This is a genomic window from Myxococcus sp. AM009, assembly GCF_013372605.1.
In the GTDB taxonomy this organism is placed as follows: domain Bacteria; phylum Myxococcota; class Myxococcia; order Myxococcales; family Myxococcaceae; genus Myxococcus; species Myxococcus vastator.
The window spans coordinates 79128-97551 of sequence record NZ_JABXEP010000006.1 but is presented as its reverse complement, the minus strand read 5'-3'; the positions used below and the strand labels follow the sequence as shown (position 1 = coordinate 97551).

Genomic DNA, 18424 nt, shown 5'->3' with positions numbered 1-18424 from the left:
ATTCCAGAGGCTCCGTTTGGAGTGTCCGGTTCTCGTGAGGTTGCACGAAGTGATTTTGTGATGATTGGCTTGCGCCAATACTGTTAATTGGGCATTGATCTGTTTTTCCTTGTATCGGGTCTATCGTGCTCGTTCGTCGAGGCAATGCCCGGCTTTCGCGCGTGCCAGTCAGAGGTCCGGGTGTCGTCACAAAGTGGGTTGTCGAAGGCGGGTTTTGCCGAAGTGCGTGCTCGTTTGACAGCGGTCCTTGCTCAGCGGTTGGGAGTCGAGGCGCACACCCTGGATGTCAGAGAGCGTTTCAGTCTGTATGGGCTTGATTCGCTGAAGGCCACCGGCTTCATCGCAGAGGTGGGGGCGATGCTGGGCCGTTCATTGTCTCCCACGCTTGCCTGGGAACACCCCACGTTGGATGCGTTGGCTCGCTACCTCGCGGGTGAGCAGGATGGCGCGCCTTCACATTCCCTGGCACCTTTCGCCCGGGCCCACGAGCCCATCGCCATTGTTGGATTGGCCTGCCGCTATCCCCAGGCGCCGGATCCGGAGGCCTTCTGGCGTCTGCTCGTGGGGGGGACGGATGCCATTACGGAAGTGCCGCCGGACCGGTGGGACGTCAACCGCCTCTATGACCGAGACCCCGCGGCGCCTGGCAAGGTGGTCTCCCGCTGGGGCGGCTACCTGGACCGCGTGGATAGCTTTGACCCGCTCTTCTTCGGCATTTCGCCGAAGGAGGCGCTCCACATGGACCCGCAGCAGCGGCTCATGCTGGAGCTGAGCTGGGAGGCGCTGGAGGACGCGGGTATCGCCGCGGACCGGCTGCAGGGCTCACCCACGGCGGTCTGCTTCGGCGCCGCGTGGATGGACTACGAGATGATGCTGCAGCGCTTCGGCATGAAGCGCATCTCCTCGTATACGTCCACGGGCTATCACCACAGCGTCCTGGCCAACCGGGTCTCCTACGTCCTGGGGCTGCGGGGGCCGAGCTTCTCCATCGACTCGGCCTGCTCGTCCTCGCTCACGGCGGTGCACCTGGCCTGTGAGAGCCTGCGCAGGGGCGAGTCGACGCTGGCCCTGGTGGGTGGTGTGAATCTCACCATCGCCCCCGAGAGCACGGTGTCCCTGTCCAAGCTGGGGGCCCTCTCTCCAGACGGGCGCTGCTACACGTTCGATGCACGGGCCAACGGCTTCGTGCGTGGCGAGGGGGCGGGCGTGGCGGTGCTCAAGCCGCTCTCCCTGGCGCTCGCGGACGGGGACGCCATCTACTGCGTCATCCGCGGCAGTGCCATCAACAACAATGGTGGCAGCAACGGCCTCACCGCGCCCAACCCCAAGGCGCAGGCGGAGGTCATCCGCCAGGCGTGCGTCAGCGCAGGGATCGAGCCGGCGGAGGTGCAGTACGTCGAGGCGCATGGCACGGGCACGCAGCTGGGAGATCCGCTGGAGGCGCAGGCCCTGGGCGAGGTGCTCGGCGCGGGACGGCCCGAGGGCAAGCCCCTGCTCATCGGGTCCTGCAAGACGAACATCGGGCACCTGGAGGCCGCGGCGGGCATCACCGGGCTCATCAAGACCGCGCTGTGCATCAAGCACCGCGTGCTACCGGCCAGCCTCCACTACGAGAAGCCCAATCCGCTCATTCCCTTCGAGGCGCTGGGCCTGTCGGTCCACCACACCCTGGGGGACTGGCCGGAGCCCGACCGGAAGCTCCTCGCGGGCGTCAGCTCCTTTGGTTTCGGGGGCGCGAACTGCCACGTGGTGCTGGAGGAGGCCCGCCTCCCGGAGGCGCGGCTCCTCCACCTGTCAGGTGAGACGGCGGAGGCGCTGCGGGGCGCCGCGCGGGGGCTGCTCGACCGCGTGACGGCCCGGGAGCACCTGCCGCTGGGCGAGGTGCTCGGCGCGGCCGAAGCGGACGCGGGCGCGCATGCGCACCGCCTGACGGTGACGGTCCGGACCCGGAAGGACCTTCGGGTGGGCCTGGAGCGCTTCCTGGAGGGAGCGCCGCGGCCGGGTGTGTCCGTGGGGATGGTGGCGAAGGACGCGGTCCGCAAGCCGGTGTTCGTCTATTCGGGGCACGGCTGCCAGTGGCCCCGCATGGGCCTGCCGCTGCTGGACGCCGAGCCGGTGTTCCGGGAGACCTTGCTGCGCTGCGACGCGCTCATCCGGGAGTACGAAGGTTGGTCGCTGCTGGAAGTGCTGGCCGCTGATGACGCGGCGGCGCGGCTGAGCCGGCTCGATATCGGGCTGCCCGCGATTGTGTCTGTGGAGGTGGCCCTGACGGACCTCTGGCGCTCGTGGGGCATCGAGCCCGGCGCAGTGGTGGGGCACAGCATCGGTGAGGTGTCGGCGGCGTATGCGGCGGGCGCCCTGGACCTCGAGGACACCCTCCGCGTCGTCTGCGCCGAGAGCAGGCTGATGCACACGCAGGCGGGCAAGGGCAGCCTGGCCGTCGTCGGCGTGCCCTGGACGGAGGCCGCCGAGCTGCTCGTGGGCTACGAGGGGCGGTTGTTCCGCGCCATCGACTCGGGCGCGGGCTCCACGGTGTTGTCGGGGGATGTGGACGCGCTGGTGGAGGTGCTCGCGTCGCTGCAGCAGCGCGGAGTCTTCTGCCGGCAGGTGGACATCGACGTTCCGGTGCACAGCCCCCGCATGGACGTGCTGGCGGACGCCCTCTCCGAGGAGCTTCGGGGCATCCGCCCCCGCCCGACGCGTGTTCCCCTGATTTCGTCCATCACCGGCGCGGAGTTCGACGGCAAGCGCGCGGACGCCTCCCACTGGGTGCGGAACATCTCGTGGCCCACGCTCTTCACTGGCGCGCTCTCCCACGCCATCCAGGAGGGCTACGACACCTTCCTGGAGGTCAGTCCGCACGCGATTCTGCGGCACCCCATCGACGCGACGCTGAAGCACCTGGGGCGGCAGGGCCGCGTGGTGCCCTCCCTGCGGCGGCAGGAGGATGAGCGGGCCACGCTGTTCGACTCGCTGGGTGTCCTCTACGTATCGGGACAGTCGGTCCAATGGGACGTGGTCGCAGCGCATGCGGCTGACGGTGAGGGGGACGCGGTGCACCTGCTGCCCCTGTCGGCGCGGAGCCCGGAGGCGCTCAAGGCGCTGGCCGCGGAGTGGCGCGACTTCCTGGGCAAGGAGTCGGGCGCGCCGCTTGACGACGTCACCTACACCGCGAGCGTGCGCCGGGGCCACCTGTCCCATCGGCTGTCGGTGGTGGGCGGCTCGCGACGGGAGCTGGCGGAGGCGCTGGACGCCGTCACGCGGGGGGCGCTCCCGCCAGGCGTGAGTGAGGGACGGGTGAGTCCCGAGGGCCGGGCCAAGGTGGCCTTCGTCTTCCCGGGGCAGGGCTCCCAGTGGCTGGGCATGGGGCGTCTGCTCCTGCGCGAGGAGCCGGTGTTCAAGTCCGCCATCGAGGCGTGCGAGCAGGCCATGCGGCCGCACGTGGACTGGTCGCTCACGGCGGAGCTGCTGGCGGACGAGCAGCACTCGCGTCTGCAGGACATCGACGTGGTGCAGCCGGTGCTCTTCGCGATGCAGGTGGCGCTGGCGGCGCTGTGGCGCTCCTGGGGCGTGGAGCCGGACGCGGTGGTGGGGCACAGCATGGGCGAGGTGGCCGCCGCGCACGTCGCGGGCGCGCTCTGCCTGGAGGACGCGGCGGCCGTCATCTGCCTGCGCAGCCAGCTCCTGCGCCGCAAGAGCGGGCAGGGGGCCATGGCGGTGGTGGAGCTGGGGCTGGAGCACGCCCGCGAGGCGCTGGCTGGCTACGAGACGCGGCTCTCTGTCGCGGTCAGCAACAGCGCGCGCTCCACGGTGCTCTCGGGTGACACGGACGCGCTGGAGTCGCTGCTGCCGAAGCTCGAAGGCCAGGGGGTGTTCTGCCGCCGGGTGAAGGTCAACGTCGCCTCTCACAGTCCGCAGATGGACTCGCTGAAGGACGACCTCTTGCGGGTGCTCGACGGTGTCGCGCCGCGGAGCGCGCCCGTGCCCATCTACTCCACCGTGACGGGGCGGACGAGCGACGGCGCGGGCTTCCACCCGGCCTACTGGGTCAGCAACCTGCGCGAGCCGGTGCTGTTCCACGGCGCCGTCGAGCAGCTCCTGTCGGATGGCTTCACGGTGCTGGTCGAGGTGAGCCCGCACCCGGTGCTGCTCGCGCCCATCGAGGAGACGCTGCGCGAGTCGAAGCAGGGCGCCATCGCGCTCGCGTCCTTGCGGCGACAGACGCCCGAGCGCCGCAGCCTGCTGGAGTCTCTGGCGGCGCTGTACGCCTGGGGCTGCGCGGTGGACTGGAAGGCGCTGCATCCGGCGAAGGGCCGTGTCGTCGCGCTCCCAAGGTATCCGTGGCAGCGAGAGCGCTTCTGGCTCCCGGACGAGGTGGAGGTGGAGTCGCAGCCGGGGGGCAAGACTGCCGCGGACGGGAAGGGACATCCCCTCATCGGTGGTTCGCTCTCTTCGTCCGTGCAGCCCGGGACTCACTTCTGGGAGCGGACCGTGAGCACGGCGGCGTTCCCATATCTGGCTGACCACTGCGTGTGGGGGGACGTCGTCTTCCCGGGCGCGGGTTACGTGGAGATGGCGCTGAGCGCCGGCGCGGAGGTGCTGGGCGAGGCGGGGCTCGTGCTGGAGGACGTCTCGTTCAACGAGATGCTCGCGCTGGAGCCGGGCCAGTCGAGGCGCGTGCAGGTGGTGCTGAGCGAGGAGGAGGCGGGTCGCGCCACCTTCCAGATTGCCAGCCGCGCGGAGGGCGAGACGGCCTGGCGCAAGCACGCGGCGGGCACGGTGCGGCGGGAGGCACGCGCGGACGCGGCCGTTGAAGCACCGGAGGCGATCCGAGCGCGCGTCACGGTAGAGGTCTCCGCCGAAGCGCACTACCAGCGTCGGCGGGCGCAGGGCCTCATGTATGGCCCGACGTTCCAGGGCCTGCGGGGTATCTGGCGCGGCGAGCAGGAGGCGCTGGGACGCCTGGAGGTCTCCGACACGGTGGCCTCGGAGGCGGGGGCGTACCGGCTCCACCCCGCGTTGCTGGATGCGGGGCTGCAGGTGGCGGTGGAGCTCCTTGCCCCGCTGACCGCGACGTCCGCGCCAGCGACGCACGTGCCGGTGGGCATCGGGCGGATGCGCTTCTTCCAGCGCCCCGGGCGCGCGGCCTGGGCGCGGGTGAAGGCCCGTGAGGAGGGGGCCGCGAGCGAGCGCGAGCGCACCTTCGACTTCTGGTTGCTGGATGCGCAGGGCCAGGTGCTGCTGGAGCTTGAAGCGCTGCGCCTGTACCGCCTGGATGCGGGCGCCTCCGCCCGCGGGGAGCTTGGCGCGTGGCTCTACCAGGTGGCCTGGGAGGAGCGTCCGCTGCCGACGGAGCTGGCGTGGCCCGAGCGCACGGCGGGGAGCTGGTTGATTCTCCAGGACGGCGGCGGCGTGGGGCAGCGGCTGTCCGCGCAGCTCCGGAGTCGGGGTGAGACGTGCGTGCTCGTCGCGCCCGGTGATGCGTACCGACTGACCGGGCCGGGGAGCGCCGAGGTGGAGCCCCGGAGTCCGGAGCACTGGCGCAGGCTGCTGACCGAGCTGTTGGGCGCGGGCGTGCCGCCATGCCGCGGCGTGGTGCACCTGTGGAGCCTGGACATGGCCTCCACGGAGACCCTGACGCCACAGGCGCTGGAGGACTCGCGGCGGCTGGGGACCACCAGCGTGCTGCACCTGGTGCAGGCGCTTTCGGATGCGGGCTGGCGGGATGCGCCCCGGCTCTGGCTGGCCACACGCGGGGCACGCTCCGCGGGCAAGGCGGCGGAACGTGTCGCGGTGGCGCAGGCGCCGCTGCTGGGGCTGGGGCAGGTGTTGGCGGTGGAGCAGCCGGAGCTGCGCTGCACCCGCGTGGACCTGGAAGGCGGCGCGGACGTCGCCGCGGATGCGCTGCTGCGGGAGCTGTCATCGACCTCGTTCGAGGACCAGACCGCGTGGCGGGGCGGCACGCGACTGACCGCGCGGCTGTCTCGGGCGGCGGAGGCGTTGTCCGCACACGAGCCGGCGACGCTGGTGCGCGAGGAGGGCACCTGCCTCATCACGGGTGGCCTGGGCGGGCTGGGGCTGGAGCTCGCGCGCTGGCTCGTTTCCCTGGGCGCACGTCACCTGCTGCTGATGGGCCGCCGCGCTCCCTCCGCGGAGGCGGAGCAGGCGCTGGCGGCGCTTCGTGAGGCCGGCGCTCGGGTGGAGTTCTTCCAGGGCGACGTCGCGCGGCCGGAGGACGTGGCGGGCGCGCTGGCTCGGGTCGCTGAAGTGATGCCCCCGCTGCGTGGCGTGTTCCATGCGGCGGGGCTCCTCGAGGACGGCCTGTTGCTCAACCTCACCGAGGCGCGCTTCGCCTCGGTGTCGGCACCGAAGGTCCTGGGCAGTTGGAACCTGCACGCGCAGACGCGGCACCTGCCGCTGGAGCACTTCGTGCTGTTCTCCAGCGTGGCCGCCTCGCTGGGCACGCCGGGGCAGTCGAACTACGCGTCGGCGAATGCCTTCATGGACGCGCTGGCCCAGGCTCGCCGGGCGGAGGGGCTGCCCGCGTTGAGCATCAACTGGGGCACCTGGACACAGGTGGGCCTCGCGGCGGCGCAGTCCATCCGCGGTGACCGCCTGGAGGCTCGTGGCCTGGGCGGCATGGCTCCGGACAAGGCGCTGGCGGTGCTCGGCATGCTGCTGGGACAGGCGCGGCCGCAGCTCAGCGTCATGGCCTTCGAGCCGCGCCAGTGGCTGGGCTTCTATCTGGCCGCGGCGCAGTCGCCCTACTTCACGAAGCTGGCGCAGGAGCCGTCCAGCCAGCCCGCCGTGAGCGCGGGCAAGCGCCGGATTCGAGAGCAGCTCGAAGCGGCCCGGGCGTCCGAGCGGCGCGGCCTGCTGGATACGCACCTGCGCGAGCTGATTGGCGGGGTGCTGCGGATGGCGCCCGCGCGCATCGAGCCACGGACACCGCTGGTGACCTTCGGGCTCGATTCGCTGATGAGCATGGAGATTCGCAACCGCCTGGAGGCGGCGCTCGGGCTGAAGCTCAGCGCGACGGTGGTGTGGACCTATCCGACGGTGGCCGCGCTGGCGCCTTTCCTGGCGGAGAAGTTGTCGCTCCCGCTGGAGGACGCCCCCTCCGCGCCCGAGCCCGCGCCGGAGGTGGCGGCGGCGAAGGCCCCGGCGGCGGACGCGACGGCCAGCGAGATTGACGACCTGTCGGAAGAAGAAGTCGAGCGGCTGTTCGCTCAGAGGATGGCGCAAGGCTCATGACGACGTTCGCGGAGAAGATCGCGCAGTACTCCCCCAAGCGGCTCGCGCTGCTGGCCATGGACCTCAAGTCCCGGCTCGACGCGGTGGAGGGCAGCCGGTCGGAGCCCGTGGCCATCATCGGCATGGGCTGCCGCTTCCCGGGCGGAGGGAACGACCCGGCTTCGTACTGGAACCTCCTGTGCAACGGCGTGGACGCCGTCACCGAGGTGCCGTCCTCGCGGTGGACCCGCGAGGACATGGCGCGGATGGACCCCGAGGCCCAGGAGAAGCTGGGCGCGAAGTGGGGCGCCTTCATCAACGCGGTGGACCAGTTCGACGCGGACTTCTTCGGCATCTCTCCGCACGAAGCGCACCGGATGGACCCGCAGCAGCGCATCCTCCTGGAGGTGGCGTGGGAGGCGTTGGAGAACGCGGGCCAGGACATGGCTCGGCTGGCGGGGAGCCGCACGGGCGTGTTCGTGGGCGTGTACAGTGACGACTACGCGCTGTTGCAGGTGGGCAACCCGTCCGCCCGCGACTCCAGCAGCGTGACGGGCGCCATCAACTGCGTGGTGCCGGGGCGGCTGTCGTACCTCCTGGACTTCCAGGGCCCCAGCCTGTCCGTGGACACCGCGTGCTCGTCCTCGCTGGTGGCGCTGCACCTGGCCGCGCAGAGCCTCCGCCAGCAGGAGTGCTCCATGGCGCTGGCGTGTGGCGTCAACCTCATCCTGTCGCCGCTGTCGTCGAGCCGGGTGTCTCGCGCGCAGGCGCTCGCGCCGGATGGACGCTGCAAGACCTTTGATGCCCGCGCCAACGGCTTCGTGCGGGGCGAGGGCTGCGGGGTGGTCGTCCTCAAGCGGCTGTCGGATGCGCTGGCGGCGGGGGACACCGTCCTCGCGCTCATCCGGGGCTCCGCCGTCAACCAGGACGGCAAGTCAGCGGGGCTGACGGCGCCCAACGTGCTCGCGCAGAAGGCGCTCATCCGCCAGGCGCTCCAGAGCGCGAACCTGGAGCCCGCCGACATCGACTGCGTCGAGGCCCACGGCACCGGGACGTCGCTGGGGGACCCCATTGAGATGGAGGCGCTCCACGAGGTGTATGCCCAGGGGCGCACCGCGGAGCAGTCGCTGGTGGTGGGCGCGGCGAAGACGAGCATTGGCCACCTCGAGTCGGCCGCGGGCATCGCGGGCATCATCAAGATGGTCCTGTCGATGCAGCACGGGGCCGTCCCGCCGCTCGCGCACTTCCAGCGGCTCAACCCGCGCATCGACTTCGGGGGTGAGGCCCTCACGGTTCCCACGAAGCTGCACCTCTGGCCCGCGCGGGAGACGCGCAAGCGCAGGGGCGCGGTCAGCTCGTTTGGAATCAGCGGCACGAATGCCCATGTGATTCTCGAAGAGGCCCCCGTGGCCGCGCCCGCTGCGCCTTCTCGTGGGGCGTATCTGCTGCCGCTGTCCGCGCGCTCACCCGCCGCGCTTCAGGCGTTGGCCCGGAAGTACGCGGACGTCCTCGCGTCGTCCCCGGAGGTGTCGCTCCGGGATGTCTGCTTCACCGCGGCGCTGCGGCGGACCCACCACGAGTACCGGACGGCGGTCGCGGGGGACTCGGCGGAGGCGGTGGCGCGGCGGCTCCGTGAGTTCGCCTCGGAGGGGCCTGCTCCGGCGGCGACGGACACGGACACCCGGCGCAAGGCGGTCTTCGTGTTCCCGGGGCAGGGCTCGCAGTGGGTTGGCATGGGGCGGCAGCTCCTCGAGCAGGAGCCTGTCTTCCGTGAGGCCGTGGAGCGCATCGACGCGGCAATGCGGCCCCACGTCACGTGGCGTCTGGTCGACGTGCTGCGCGCACCCGCCGAGGACTCCCGTCTCCAGGACATCGACGTCGTGCAGCCGGTGTTGTTCGCCATGGCGGTGGCGCTGGCGGCGCTGTGGCGCTCCTGGGGCGTGGAGCCGGACGCGGTGGTGGGGCACAGCATGGGCGAGGTGGCCGCGGCGCACGTCGCGGGCGCGCTCCGCCTGGAGGACGCGGCGGCCATCATCTGCCTGCGCAGCAAGCTGCTGCGGCGCATCAGCGGCCAGGGCGCCATGCTCGCGACGGAGCTGGCCCTGGAGGACGCGCGCAAGACGCTGGCGGGGCGCGATGACCGCGTGGCCATCGCGGTGAGCAACAGTCCAACCTCCACGGTGCTGTCGGGGGAGCCCGCCGCGCTCGAAGCGATTCGCGCCGAGCTGGAGTCGCGCAACGTCTTCTGCCGCTGGGTGAAGGTCGACGTGGCCTCGCACAGCCCGCAAGTGGACCCGCTGCGTGACGAGCTGCTCTCCGTGCTCTCCGCGGTGCGGCCCGGACGCGCCAGCGTGCCCATCCTCTCCACGGTGACCGGCGCCACCAGCGACGGCTCCGGCTTCGATGCCGCCTACTGGGTCCGCAACCTGCGCGACCCGGTGCTCTTCTCCTCGGCGGTGCTGCGACTCGCCGAGGCTGGACACTCCGTCTTCCTGGAGATGAGCCCGCACCCGATTCTGCTGCCCGCCGTGGAGCGGTGCCTGCAGCACGCGGGCCGCGAGGGCGTGACGCTTCCGTCACTGCGCCGCGACGAGGCCGAGCGGACGGCGCTGCTGGAGTCCGTGGGCGCGCTGTACCGCGCCGGGGGCCCCGTGCAGTGGAAGCGCCTCTTTCCGGAAGGCGGGACGTCGCTCCCGCTGCCGACCTATCCCTGGCAGCACAAGCGGTACTGGCTGGACGCGGTGGTCACGCCCGTGGCCGCGATGGTCGAACCCGTGACGTCCCTCAAGGGTCGGCCGGTGAACGTGGCTCACGGCGTCGATGGCCAGGTCTTCGAGCTTGAGCTGGGGAGCGACTCGCTGCCGTGGCTGGGCGCGCACCGGTTGGGCGGCGTCGCGGTCGTTCCTGCCTCGGCGCTGGTGGAGCTTGGGCTGAGCGCCGCGGCCGACGCGCTGGGCACAGGGGGCAGGGCGCTGTCCGGCGTCGAGTTCGAGCGGGCGCTGGTGCTGACGGAGGCCACGCGGCGGCTCGTGCAGGTCCACCTCTCTTCGGAGGCAGGGGGCCGGCACGAGTTCCACGTCCACAGCCGCGCGGTGGGAGGGGCCTCGTCCGAGGCGGGATGGGTGAGGCACTGCCGGGGCCACGTCCAGGTGCTCGGTGCCTCGATAGGCGCGTTGGCGTCTATCGACGCAATCCGCGCGCGCTGCGGGGAGCATGTCCCGGGCGCGGCGGTCTACGGTGAGCTGGAGCACTGCAACGTCCAGTACGACGAGGCGCTGCGGACGCTGGGCGAGGCGTGGCGGCGGCCGGGGGAGGCGCTGGGCCGGGTGGTGCTGGGGGCGGAGCGAACCCAGGAGGCGTCCCAGTATCAGCTTCATCCCGCGTTGTTGGACGCCGGCCTCCAGACGTTGGCGCTCGCGCTGGCGGCCGAACCGGGGCAGGCGGCGCTCTTCATGCCCCTGGGCATCGAGTCGTTCGAGTGCGCCCCTGGCGGTGCGGACGTCTGGTGGGCTCACGTGTCGATTTCCCCCGCGTCTCGCCCCGAGGAGCGGCTGGGCACGCTGTCCCTGCTCGACGCGGATGGCCGCCCGGTCGCGGTGGCGCGCGGCGTCCGGTTGCGGCACGTGGCCGCGGAGCGGCTGCTCGAGGTGTTGGGGGAGGTCCGCGCGCAGGACTGGTTCCACGATGTGACGTGGGAGCCGCGGCCGGTGGGGACCGCCCAGCCGGTGCCTGCCGACTGGCTCGTGTTCGCCGACCGGGGTGGCTGGGGCGCGGCATTCGCCGAGGAGCTGCGGCGTCAGGGTGCCTCATTTGTCACGGTGACCTCGGGAGAGGCCTTCCAGCGCCAGGGAGCGCGAAGCTTCGTGGTGGACCCGCGGCGGCCGGAGGACATGGCGCGCCTGCTGCGAGAGCTTCCAGCGCTCCCGGCAGGGCATGAAGGCCGGGCGCTCTTCCTGTGGGGCCTCGACGAGACGCTGGATGGGAAGACGGCGGCTCCCGCGTCCACGGTGGCGGCGCTGCACCTGGTGAAGGCCCTCATGGGCGTGCCAGGGCGTGCGCGGCTCTGGGTGGTGACGCGGGGCGCGCAGGTGACGGGCGTGGGGACCGAACGGGTGTCGCTGGCCCAGGCACCTCTGTGGGGCATGGGCCGGAGCGTCTCGTTGGAACAGCCGGGCGTGTGGGGCGGCCTCATCGACCTGCCGCCGACGCGGTCGCCGGATGAGCCCGCCTCGGTGCTGCGGGAAATCTCCGCGTTCGGCGCGGACGGCGAGGACCAGCTCGCCTTCCGCGAGGGACGTTCACTGGTGCCCCGGCTCATCCGTGGAAGGGCAGGGACGGCCGAGGAGGCGCTGCGCCTGCGCTCGGACGCGACGTACCTTGTCGCGGGAGGCCTGGGCGGGCTGGGGCTGAAGGTGGCGCGGTGGCTGGTGGAGCGGGGCGCGCGGCACCTGGTGCTGCTGGGCCGCGGTGGGGTCTCCGGTGCGAACGACGCGGCGTCGGTGCGGCGCCGCGAGGAGCTCGAGTCGATTCGGGCGCTCGGCGCGACTGTCACGCCCATGGCCGCGGACGTGGCGGACCGCGAGCGGATGGCGGCACTCCTGCGCGACACGGCGGCGACGCTGCCTCCGCTGCGCGGCGTGATTCATGCCGCCGCGCTCATCACGGAGTGCCGGCTGGAGGACCTGGATGTCGCCGCCACGGCGGCGATGATGCGTCCCAAGGTGCTCGGAAGCTGGGTGCTGCACGAGCTGACGCGCGGGCTCGAGCTCGACTTCTTCGTGATGTTCTCGTCGACGTCCACGCTGTGGGGCGCCTCCGGCCTGGCGCACTACGCGGCGGGCAACCAGTTCCTGGAGGCGGTGGCGCACCACCGCCGGTCCGAAGGGCTGCCCGCGACCACCATCCATTGGGGCACGTGGGACGAGATTGGCGGGGAGCGCGCCGACGACGCACGAGGCTACGCCCGCTTCGGGTTGCGGCCCATGGCCTCCACGCGCGCGCTCGATGCGATGGGGCAGGTGCTGCGTTTGGGCGTGAGCCACAAGACGGTCGCCTCGGTGGATTGGTCCGTGCTCAAGCCCATCTGGGAGGCGCGGCGTCGCCGGCCCTTCCTGCTGCACATGGGCGCGGCTTCGCATGCCACGGGCGGTGGCGCTCCCTCGCGGGCACGGTGGCTCGCGGAGTTGAAGGCGCTCCCTGTCGACCGCCGGTTCGACACGCTCGTGCAGCGCATCCAGGGCGAGGTGGGGCGCATCCTCGGCTTCGCACCCACCGACCTGCCCCCCGCGGACCGTGGCTTCTTCCAGATGGGGATGACGTCCCAGATGTCCGTGGAGCTGCGCAACGTGCTGCAGCGCGGACTCGAGAAGGAGCTGCCCGCGAGTCTCGCGTTCGACCACCCCACCGTCCTGGCGCTGGCGAAGCGTCTGGCGGGGAGCGTCACCGCGGTGGACATCCCGCTGCCCACGGTGGCGGCGGCGCCCGTGCAGAAGTCGGCCCCGGTGCCTTCGGACACCGGTGACCTGTCGGAGCGGCTGGCGCAGGTCTCAGAGCTGTCGGACGACGAAGTCGAGCGGTTGATTGCCCAGAAGCTGAGCTGAATCGGACGGCTGCGATGAGCAAGGAATTCTACGAGAAGATCTCGAGCCTCTCTCCCAAGAGGCTCGCGTTGCTGGCGCTCGAGCTGCACGCGGAGGGTGAAGCCCTCAAGCGCGCGCGCTCGGAGCCCATCGCCATCGTCGGTGCGTCCTGCCGCGTGCCCGGTGGCGCACGGACCCCCGAGGACTTCTGGCGCCTGCTGAGCCAGGGCGTGGACGCCATCACCGAGGTGCCGCGAGCGCGGTGGGACGCGGAGGCGCTCTTCGACCCCGACCCGAGCAAGCGTGGCCGCACGTATGCGCGCTGGGGGGGCTTCATCGACGGCGTGGACCAGTTCGACGCCGCCTTCTTCGGCGTGTCGCCCCGGGAGGCCTCGCGCATGGACCCGCAGCAACGGATGTTGCTGGAGGTCGCGTGGGAGGCGCTGGAGCGCGCGGGCCAGCCGCCGGACCAGCTCGCTGGAAGCAAGTCTGGCGTCTTCCTGGGAATCATCGGCAGCGACTACGCGCAGCTCCAGGCGCGGCAGCTCGGCGATGCGCCGGACATCTACCACCTGACGGGGACCTCGCTGAACGCGGCGGCGGGCCGGCTGGCGTACACGCTGGGCCTCCAGGGGCCGTGCATGTCCATCGACACGGCGTGCTCGTCGTCGCTGGTGGGGCTCCACGTGGCCTGCCAGAGCCTGCGCAACCGGGAGTGCGACCTGGCGCTCTCCGCCGGCGTCAACCTCATGCTGATGCCGGACCCGACGGTTGCTCTCTCCAGCAGCCGAGGGCTGTCGCCGGACGGACGGTGCAAGAGCTTCGATGCCTCCGCCAATGGCTTCGTGCGCGCCGAGGGCTGCGTCGTCCTGGTGCTCAAGCGGCTCTCGGATGCGCTGGCCAACGGGGATGAGATTCTGTCGCTCGTCGCGGGCTCGGCGGTGAACCAGGACGGCGCCAGCAGCGGGCTCATGGTGCCCAACGGACCGGCGCAGGAGCGGGTCATCGAACAGGCGCTGGCGAGCGCCGGGCTCAAGGCCTCGCACGTCTCCTTCGTCGAGGCGCACGGGACGGGGACCTCGCTGGGAGATCCCATCGAGCTGCAAGCGCTGGCGCGGGTGCTGGGCGCGGGACGGCGCGCGGACGCGCCCCTCTACGTGGGTTCGGTGAAGACGAACGTCGGGCACCTCGAAGCGACGGCGGGCCTCACGGGCGTGCTGAAGACGGCCCTGGCGCTGCGCCACGAGGTGATTCCTCCGAACCTGCACTTCCACCGCCTCAACCCGGACATCGTCCTGGACGGGGCGCCCGTCGTCATCCCCACGGCGCCCCAGCCGTGGCCCCGCTCCGAGCAGCCTCGCCTCGCCGGCGTGAGCGCGTTTGGCATCAGCGGCACCAATGCCCACGTCATCTTGCAAGAGCCGCCGGTGCAGGCCCCACGGCCCGCCGTCCCCGCTCGGGGCGCGGAGCTGCTCGTGCTGTCAGCGCGCGGCCCGGAGGCGCTCCAGGCCATGGCCGGCAGCCACGCGCATTGGCTCGCCACGCATCCAGAGGTGTCACTCCGCGACGTCTGCGCCACGGCGGCCCTGTCGCGCTCCCACCATGAGCACCGCCTCGCGCTCGCGGGCCACACGCACTCTGAACTCGAGGAGAAGCTGGGCGCCTTCGCGCGTGGAGCGCCCGTGCCGGGCGCGGCCACGGGGCGGGCATCGGTGCAGACCCGGCGCCGGCTCGTCTTCGTGTTCCCGGGACAGGGCTCGCAGTGGCTGGGCATGGGCCGAAGGCTGCTCGCGGAGGAGCCGGCGTTCCGAGCGGCGATGGAGCGCTGCGACGCGGCCATCCATGCGTGCGCGGGCTTCAGCGTCCTGGGGGCGCTGGCCGCCGAAGAGGGCGAGGGGCGCCTCCATGAAATCGACGTCATCCAGCCCGTCCTCTTCGCCATCGAGGTGGCGCTGGCGGAGCTGTGGCGCGCCTGGGGCGTCGAGCCGGACGCCGTGGTGGGGCACAGCATGGGCGAGGTGGCCGCGGCGCAGGTGGCCGGAGCGCTGAGCCTGGAGGACGCGGCGAAGGTCATCTGCCGCCGCAGCCGGCTGCTGCGAGGCGTGAGCGGGCAGGGCTCCATGCTGCTGGTGGACCTGACGCTGGAAGAGGCGAAGCAGGCCCTGCACGGCTGGGAGTCGCAGGTCTCCGTCGCGGTGAGCAACAGCGTGCGCTCCACGGTGTTGTCGGGCGCGCCCGCGGCCTTGGAGGACGTCGCCCAGAGGCTCAAGCAACGGGACGTCTTCTGCCGCTTCGTGAAGGTGGACGTGGCCTCGCACAGTCCGCAGATGGACCCGCTGCGGCCCGACTTGCTCGCCGCGCTCCAGGACCTCGCGCCGCGCGCGTCCCGTGTGCCCATCTGCTCGACGGTGACGGGGCGGATGACGGATGGCGCGGAGCTCCGTGCCGGCTACTGGGCGGACAACCTGCGCGAGCCGGTGCTGTTCTCGACGGCCATCGAGAAGCTCGCGGTCGACGGCCATGACATCTTCATCGAGCTGAGCCCGCATCCCATCCTCCTGCCCGCCGTGGAGCAACACCTGCGGCACCTCGGGCGCGAGGGGACGGTGCTGCCCTCGCTCCGTCGTGACGAAGACGAGCGCGGCGCGATGCTGTCGTCCCTGGGCGCGCTCTACGCGGTGGGGCACGAGGTGGACCTCAAGCGCCAGCACCCGGTGCGAGGCCCGCTCGCGGCGCTGCCCACGTACCCGTGGCAGCACGAGCGCTTCTGGATTGAGTCGTCCACGCGCACCCGTCGTGCCCTGGACGCGGGCCACCACCCGCTGCTGGGCACGCACCTGTCCCTGGCGGGGCAGGACGGCGCGCACCTGTGGCAGACGGAGCTGTACGCGGACAGTCCTTCCTATCTGTCGGACCACGTCGTTCACGGGGAGGTCGTGCTCCCCGGCACCGGCTACCTGGAGATGGCGCTCGCGGGAGCCGCCGAGGCCTTTGGACCGGCACGGCTCGCGCTGGAGGACGTCATCTTCCAGGAGATGATGGTGCTACCTCGGGAAGAGGCGCTGTCGGTGCAGATGCGCGTCATCCCAGAGGCGGATGGCACCCGTCGCTTCCAGGTCTTCAGCCGTCCGGTGGGAGGCGCCGGGGCCTGGACACTGCACGCCGAAGGGCGGCTGGGAGAGCGCACGGCAGCGGAGCCCTTCGCGCTCGACGAGGCGCGGGCGCGGTGCCCCGAGCTCCTGGAAGGCGAGCAGCACTACCAGCTCATGCTGGAGCGGGGCGTCGACTTCGGCCCCAGCTTCCGTCTGGTGAAGGAGCTGTGGAAGGGGGAGGGCGAGGCGGTGGCACGCCTGGAGTTGTCACCTTCGGTCTCGGCGGAGCTGACGGCGCACCAGCTCCATCCGGCGCTGCTGGATGCCTGCCTGCAAGCCATCAACGGCGCGGGGCTGGGGGACCGCAGGGGGGAGACCTTCGTCCCGGTGGCGGTGGACACGCTGCGCATGCACGGGCGACCTGGACGCGCGCTGTGGAGCCACGCTCGCGTCCGGCCGGGCACGGGCAGTGGCCCGGGCTCGGTTGAGGCCGACGTGACGTTGCTGGACGCGGAGGGCAACGTCCTGATGGAGGCCCGTGGCCTGATGGCGCGCCGTCTGGATGCGGTGCGCCGCCGGTCCGCGGATGAAATCGACCGGTGGATGTACCGGGTGGACTGGCAGGAAGAGCCACGCGAGGCGCCCACGGCCGTCCCGGAGTCCGCGCCGGGCGCCTGGCTGGTGCTCGCGGACCGTGCTGGTTTCGGCGAGAAGTTGCGCGCCGTGCTGAGCGAGCGCGGGGAGCGTTGCATCCTCATCTCCCACGGCGATGAGCCCCGGCTCGTCGAGCCCGGCCACTACGTGGTGGACCCGTCGCGGGCGGAGGGCTTCACGCGGGTTCTCGATGCGGAGTTCGGCGCCGGACGGCCCGCGTGCCGTGGCGTCGTGCACCTCTTCAGCCTGGACGTGCCCGGCCTTGAGGCTGGAACGGATGCGCTGGTGAAGGCGCGCACGCTCGGCGCGGCAAGCGCGCTCCACCTGATACAGGCCCTGGTCGCGTCGGGCTTCCGGGACATGCCCCGGGTGTGGCTGGTGACGGAGGGCGTCCAGGCCGTCAAGCCAGGTGCGCAGGTGGCTCATGTCGAGCAGGCGCCACTCTGGGGCCTGGGACGGGTGCTCTCGTTGGAGCACCCCGAGCTCCGGTGTTGCAGCGTGGACCTGGGGGCTCGCGACGAGGCCCAGGCCCGGGTGCTGGCCGATGAACTCCTCGCGTCGAGCCTGGAAGAGCAGGTCGCGCTCCGGGGCCCCGCGCGGTTCGTGGCGCGGCTGTCGCGCATGGAGCGCGGCACCGCGGCGCCAGCGGAGTTTCGAGCCGATGCCACGTACCTGATTACCGGTGGCCTGGGCGGCCTGGGCCTGAAGCTCGCGGAGTGGCTGGTGGACCGTGGCGCCCGCCACCTCGCGCTGCTGGGCCGCAAGGGCGCGTCCGTGGAGGCGCAGCCGGTGCTGGAGGCGCTGCGTGCCGGCGGCGTCGAGGTCCGGGTGTTCAAGGCGGACGCGGCGGCGCGCCCGGACCTGGAGCGGGTGCTGGGGGAAGTGGCGGCGGAGATGCCTCCCCTCCGGGGCGTCTTCCACGCGGCGGCGGTCCTCGATGACGGCGTATTGGTGAACCTCACCGCCGAGCGTCTGCGCACGGCGATGGAGCCCAAGGTCCACGGCGCCTGGCACCTGCACACGCTGACGGCTTCGGCGCCACTGGAGCACTTCGTGTTGTTCGCCGCGGCGGGTTCGCTGCTGGGCTCTCCGGGACAGGGCAACTACGCGGCGGCCAACGTCTTCCTCGATGCGCTGGCGGCGTACCGGCGTGGGCTCGGCCTGCCGGCGCTGAGCGTTGACTGGGGCGCCTGGGCCGGCGTGGGCCTGGCCGCGGCGGCCGAGGCGCGCGGGGAACGCATCACCCAGCGCGGCGTGGACACCATGCCGCCGTCGCAGGCGCTGGAGGCGCTGGGCCGCATCCTGGGCAGCCCACTGCCACGCGTGGTGGTGATGCGCTTCGACCTGCGGCAATGGAGCGAGTTCTACCTGACGGCGGCGCGCTCGCCCTTCCTGTCACGGCTGGCGCGTGAGCAGGCCAGCAGCGCGAACGTTTCGTCTGTTCGCGGCGCCTTCGTGGAGACGCTCCGGGCGGCGGAGGTGCTGCAGCGAGCGCGGTTGCTGGAGACGCACGTGTGTGAACAGGCCGGCCATGTGCTCCGGCTGGCGCCTTCGCGCATCGACCCGCAGGAGCCCCTGGGCAGCATGGGGTTGGACTCCCTCATGGGGCTGGAGATTCGCAACCGGCTCGAAGCCAGCCTGGGGCTGCGGCTCCCCGCGACGCTGGTCTGGCGGCATCCGACGGTGGCGGCGCTCGTCGCGCACCTGGCTGAACAACTGCAACTTCCCATCACGACCCAGGCCGAGCCGCCGCGGGATGAAGCCGCCGCGCTCGAAGCCGCCATCGTCAACAACGTCAAGCAGCTCTCGGATGACGAAGCCGAGGCGCTCCTCGCGGAGAAGCTCGCCGCGCTGGCTGATTGAAGA

3 protein-coding genes are annotated in these 18424 nt (G+C 71.8%); all 3 read left to right on the top strand.

Features of this window, described 5'->3' with window-relative positions; all coding sequences use genetic code 11:
• Positions 1 to 144 precede the first annotated feature (144 nt).
• Genes HV824_RS03005 through HV824_RS02995 form a run of 3 tightly spaced genes read left to right on the top strand, consistent with a single transcriptional unit; the run spans position 145 to position 18421 of the window.
• A complete protein-coding gene (locus HV824_RS03005; RefSeq protein ID WP_255207710.1) occupies positions 145 to 7254 on the top strand; it encodes a type I polyketide synthase in 7110 nt (2369 codons plus the stop codon).
• Positions 7251 to 12833, top strand: coding sequence for a type I polyketide synthase (locus tag HV824_RS03000; RefSeq protein WP_176422615.1), 5583 nt, complete (start codon positions 7251 to 7253; stop codon positions 12831 to 12833). The genes HV824_RS03005 and HV824_RS03000 overlap by 4 nt, the downstream gene beginning before the upstream one ends.
• A 14-nt stretch (positions 12834 to 12847) precedes the next feature.
• The gene (locus HV824_RS02995; RefSeq protein WP_176422614.1) at positions 12848 to 18421 is read left to right on the top strand and encodes a type I polyketide synthase; all 5574 of its coding nucleotides are present in this window, start codon (positions 12848 to 12850) and stop codon (positions 18419 to 18421) included.
• The last annotated feature ends 3 nt before the right edge of the window (positions 18422 to 18424 follow it).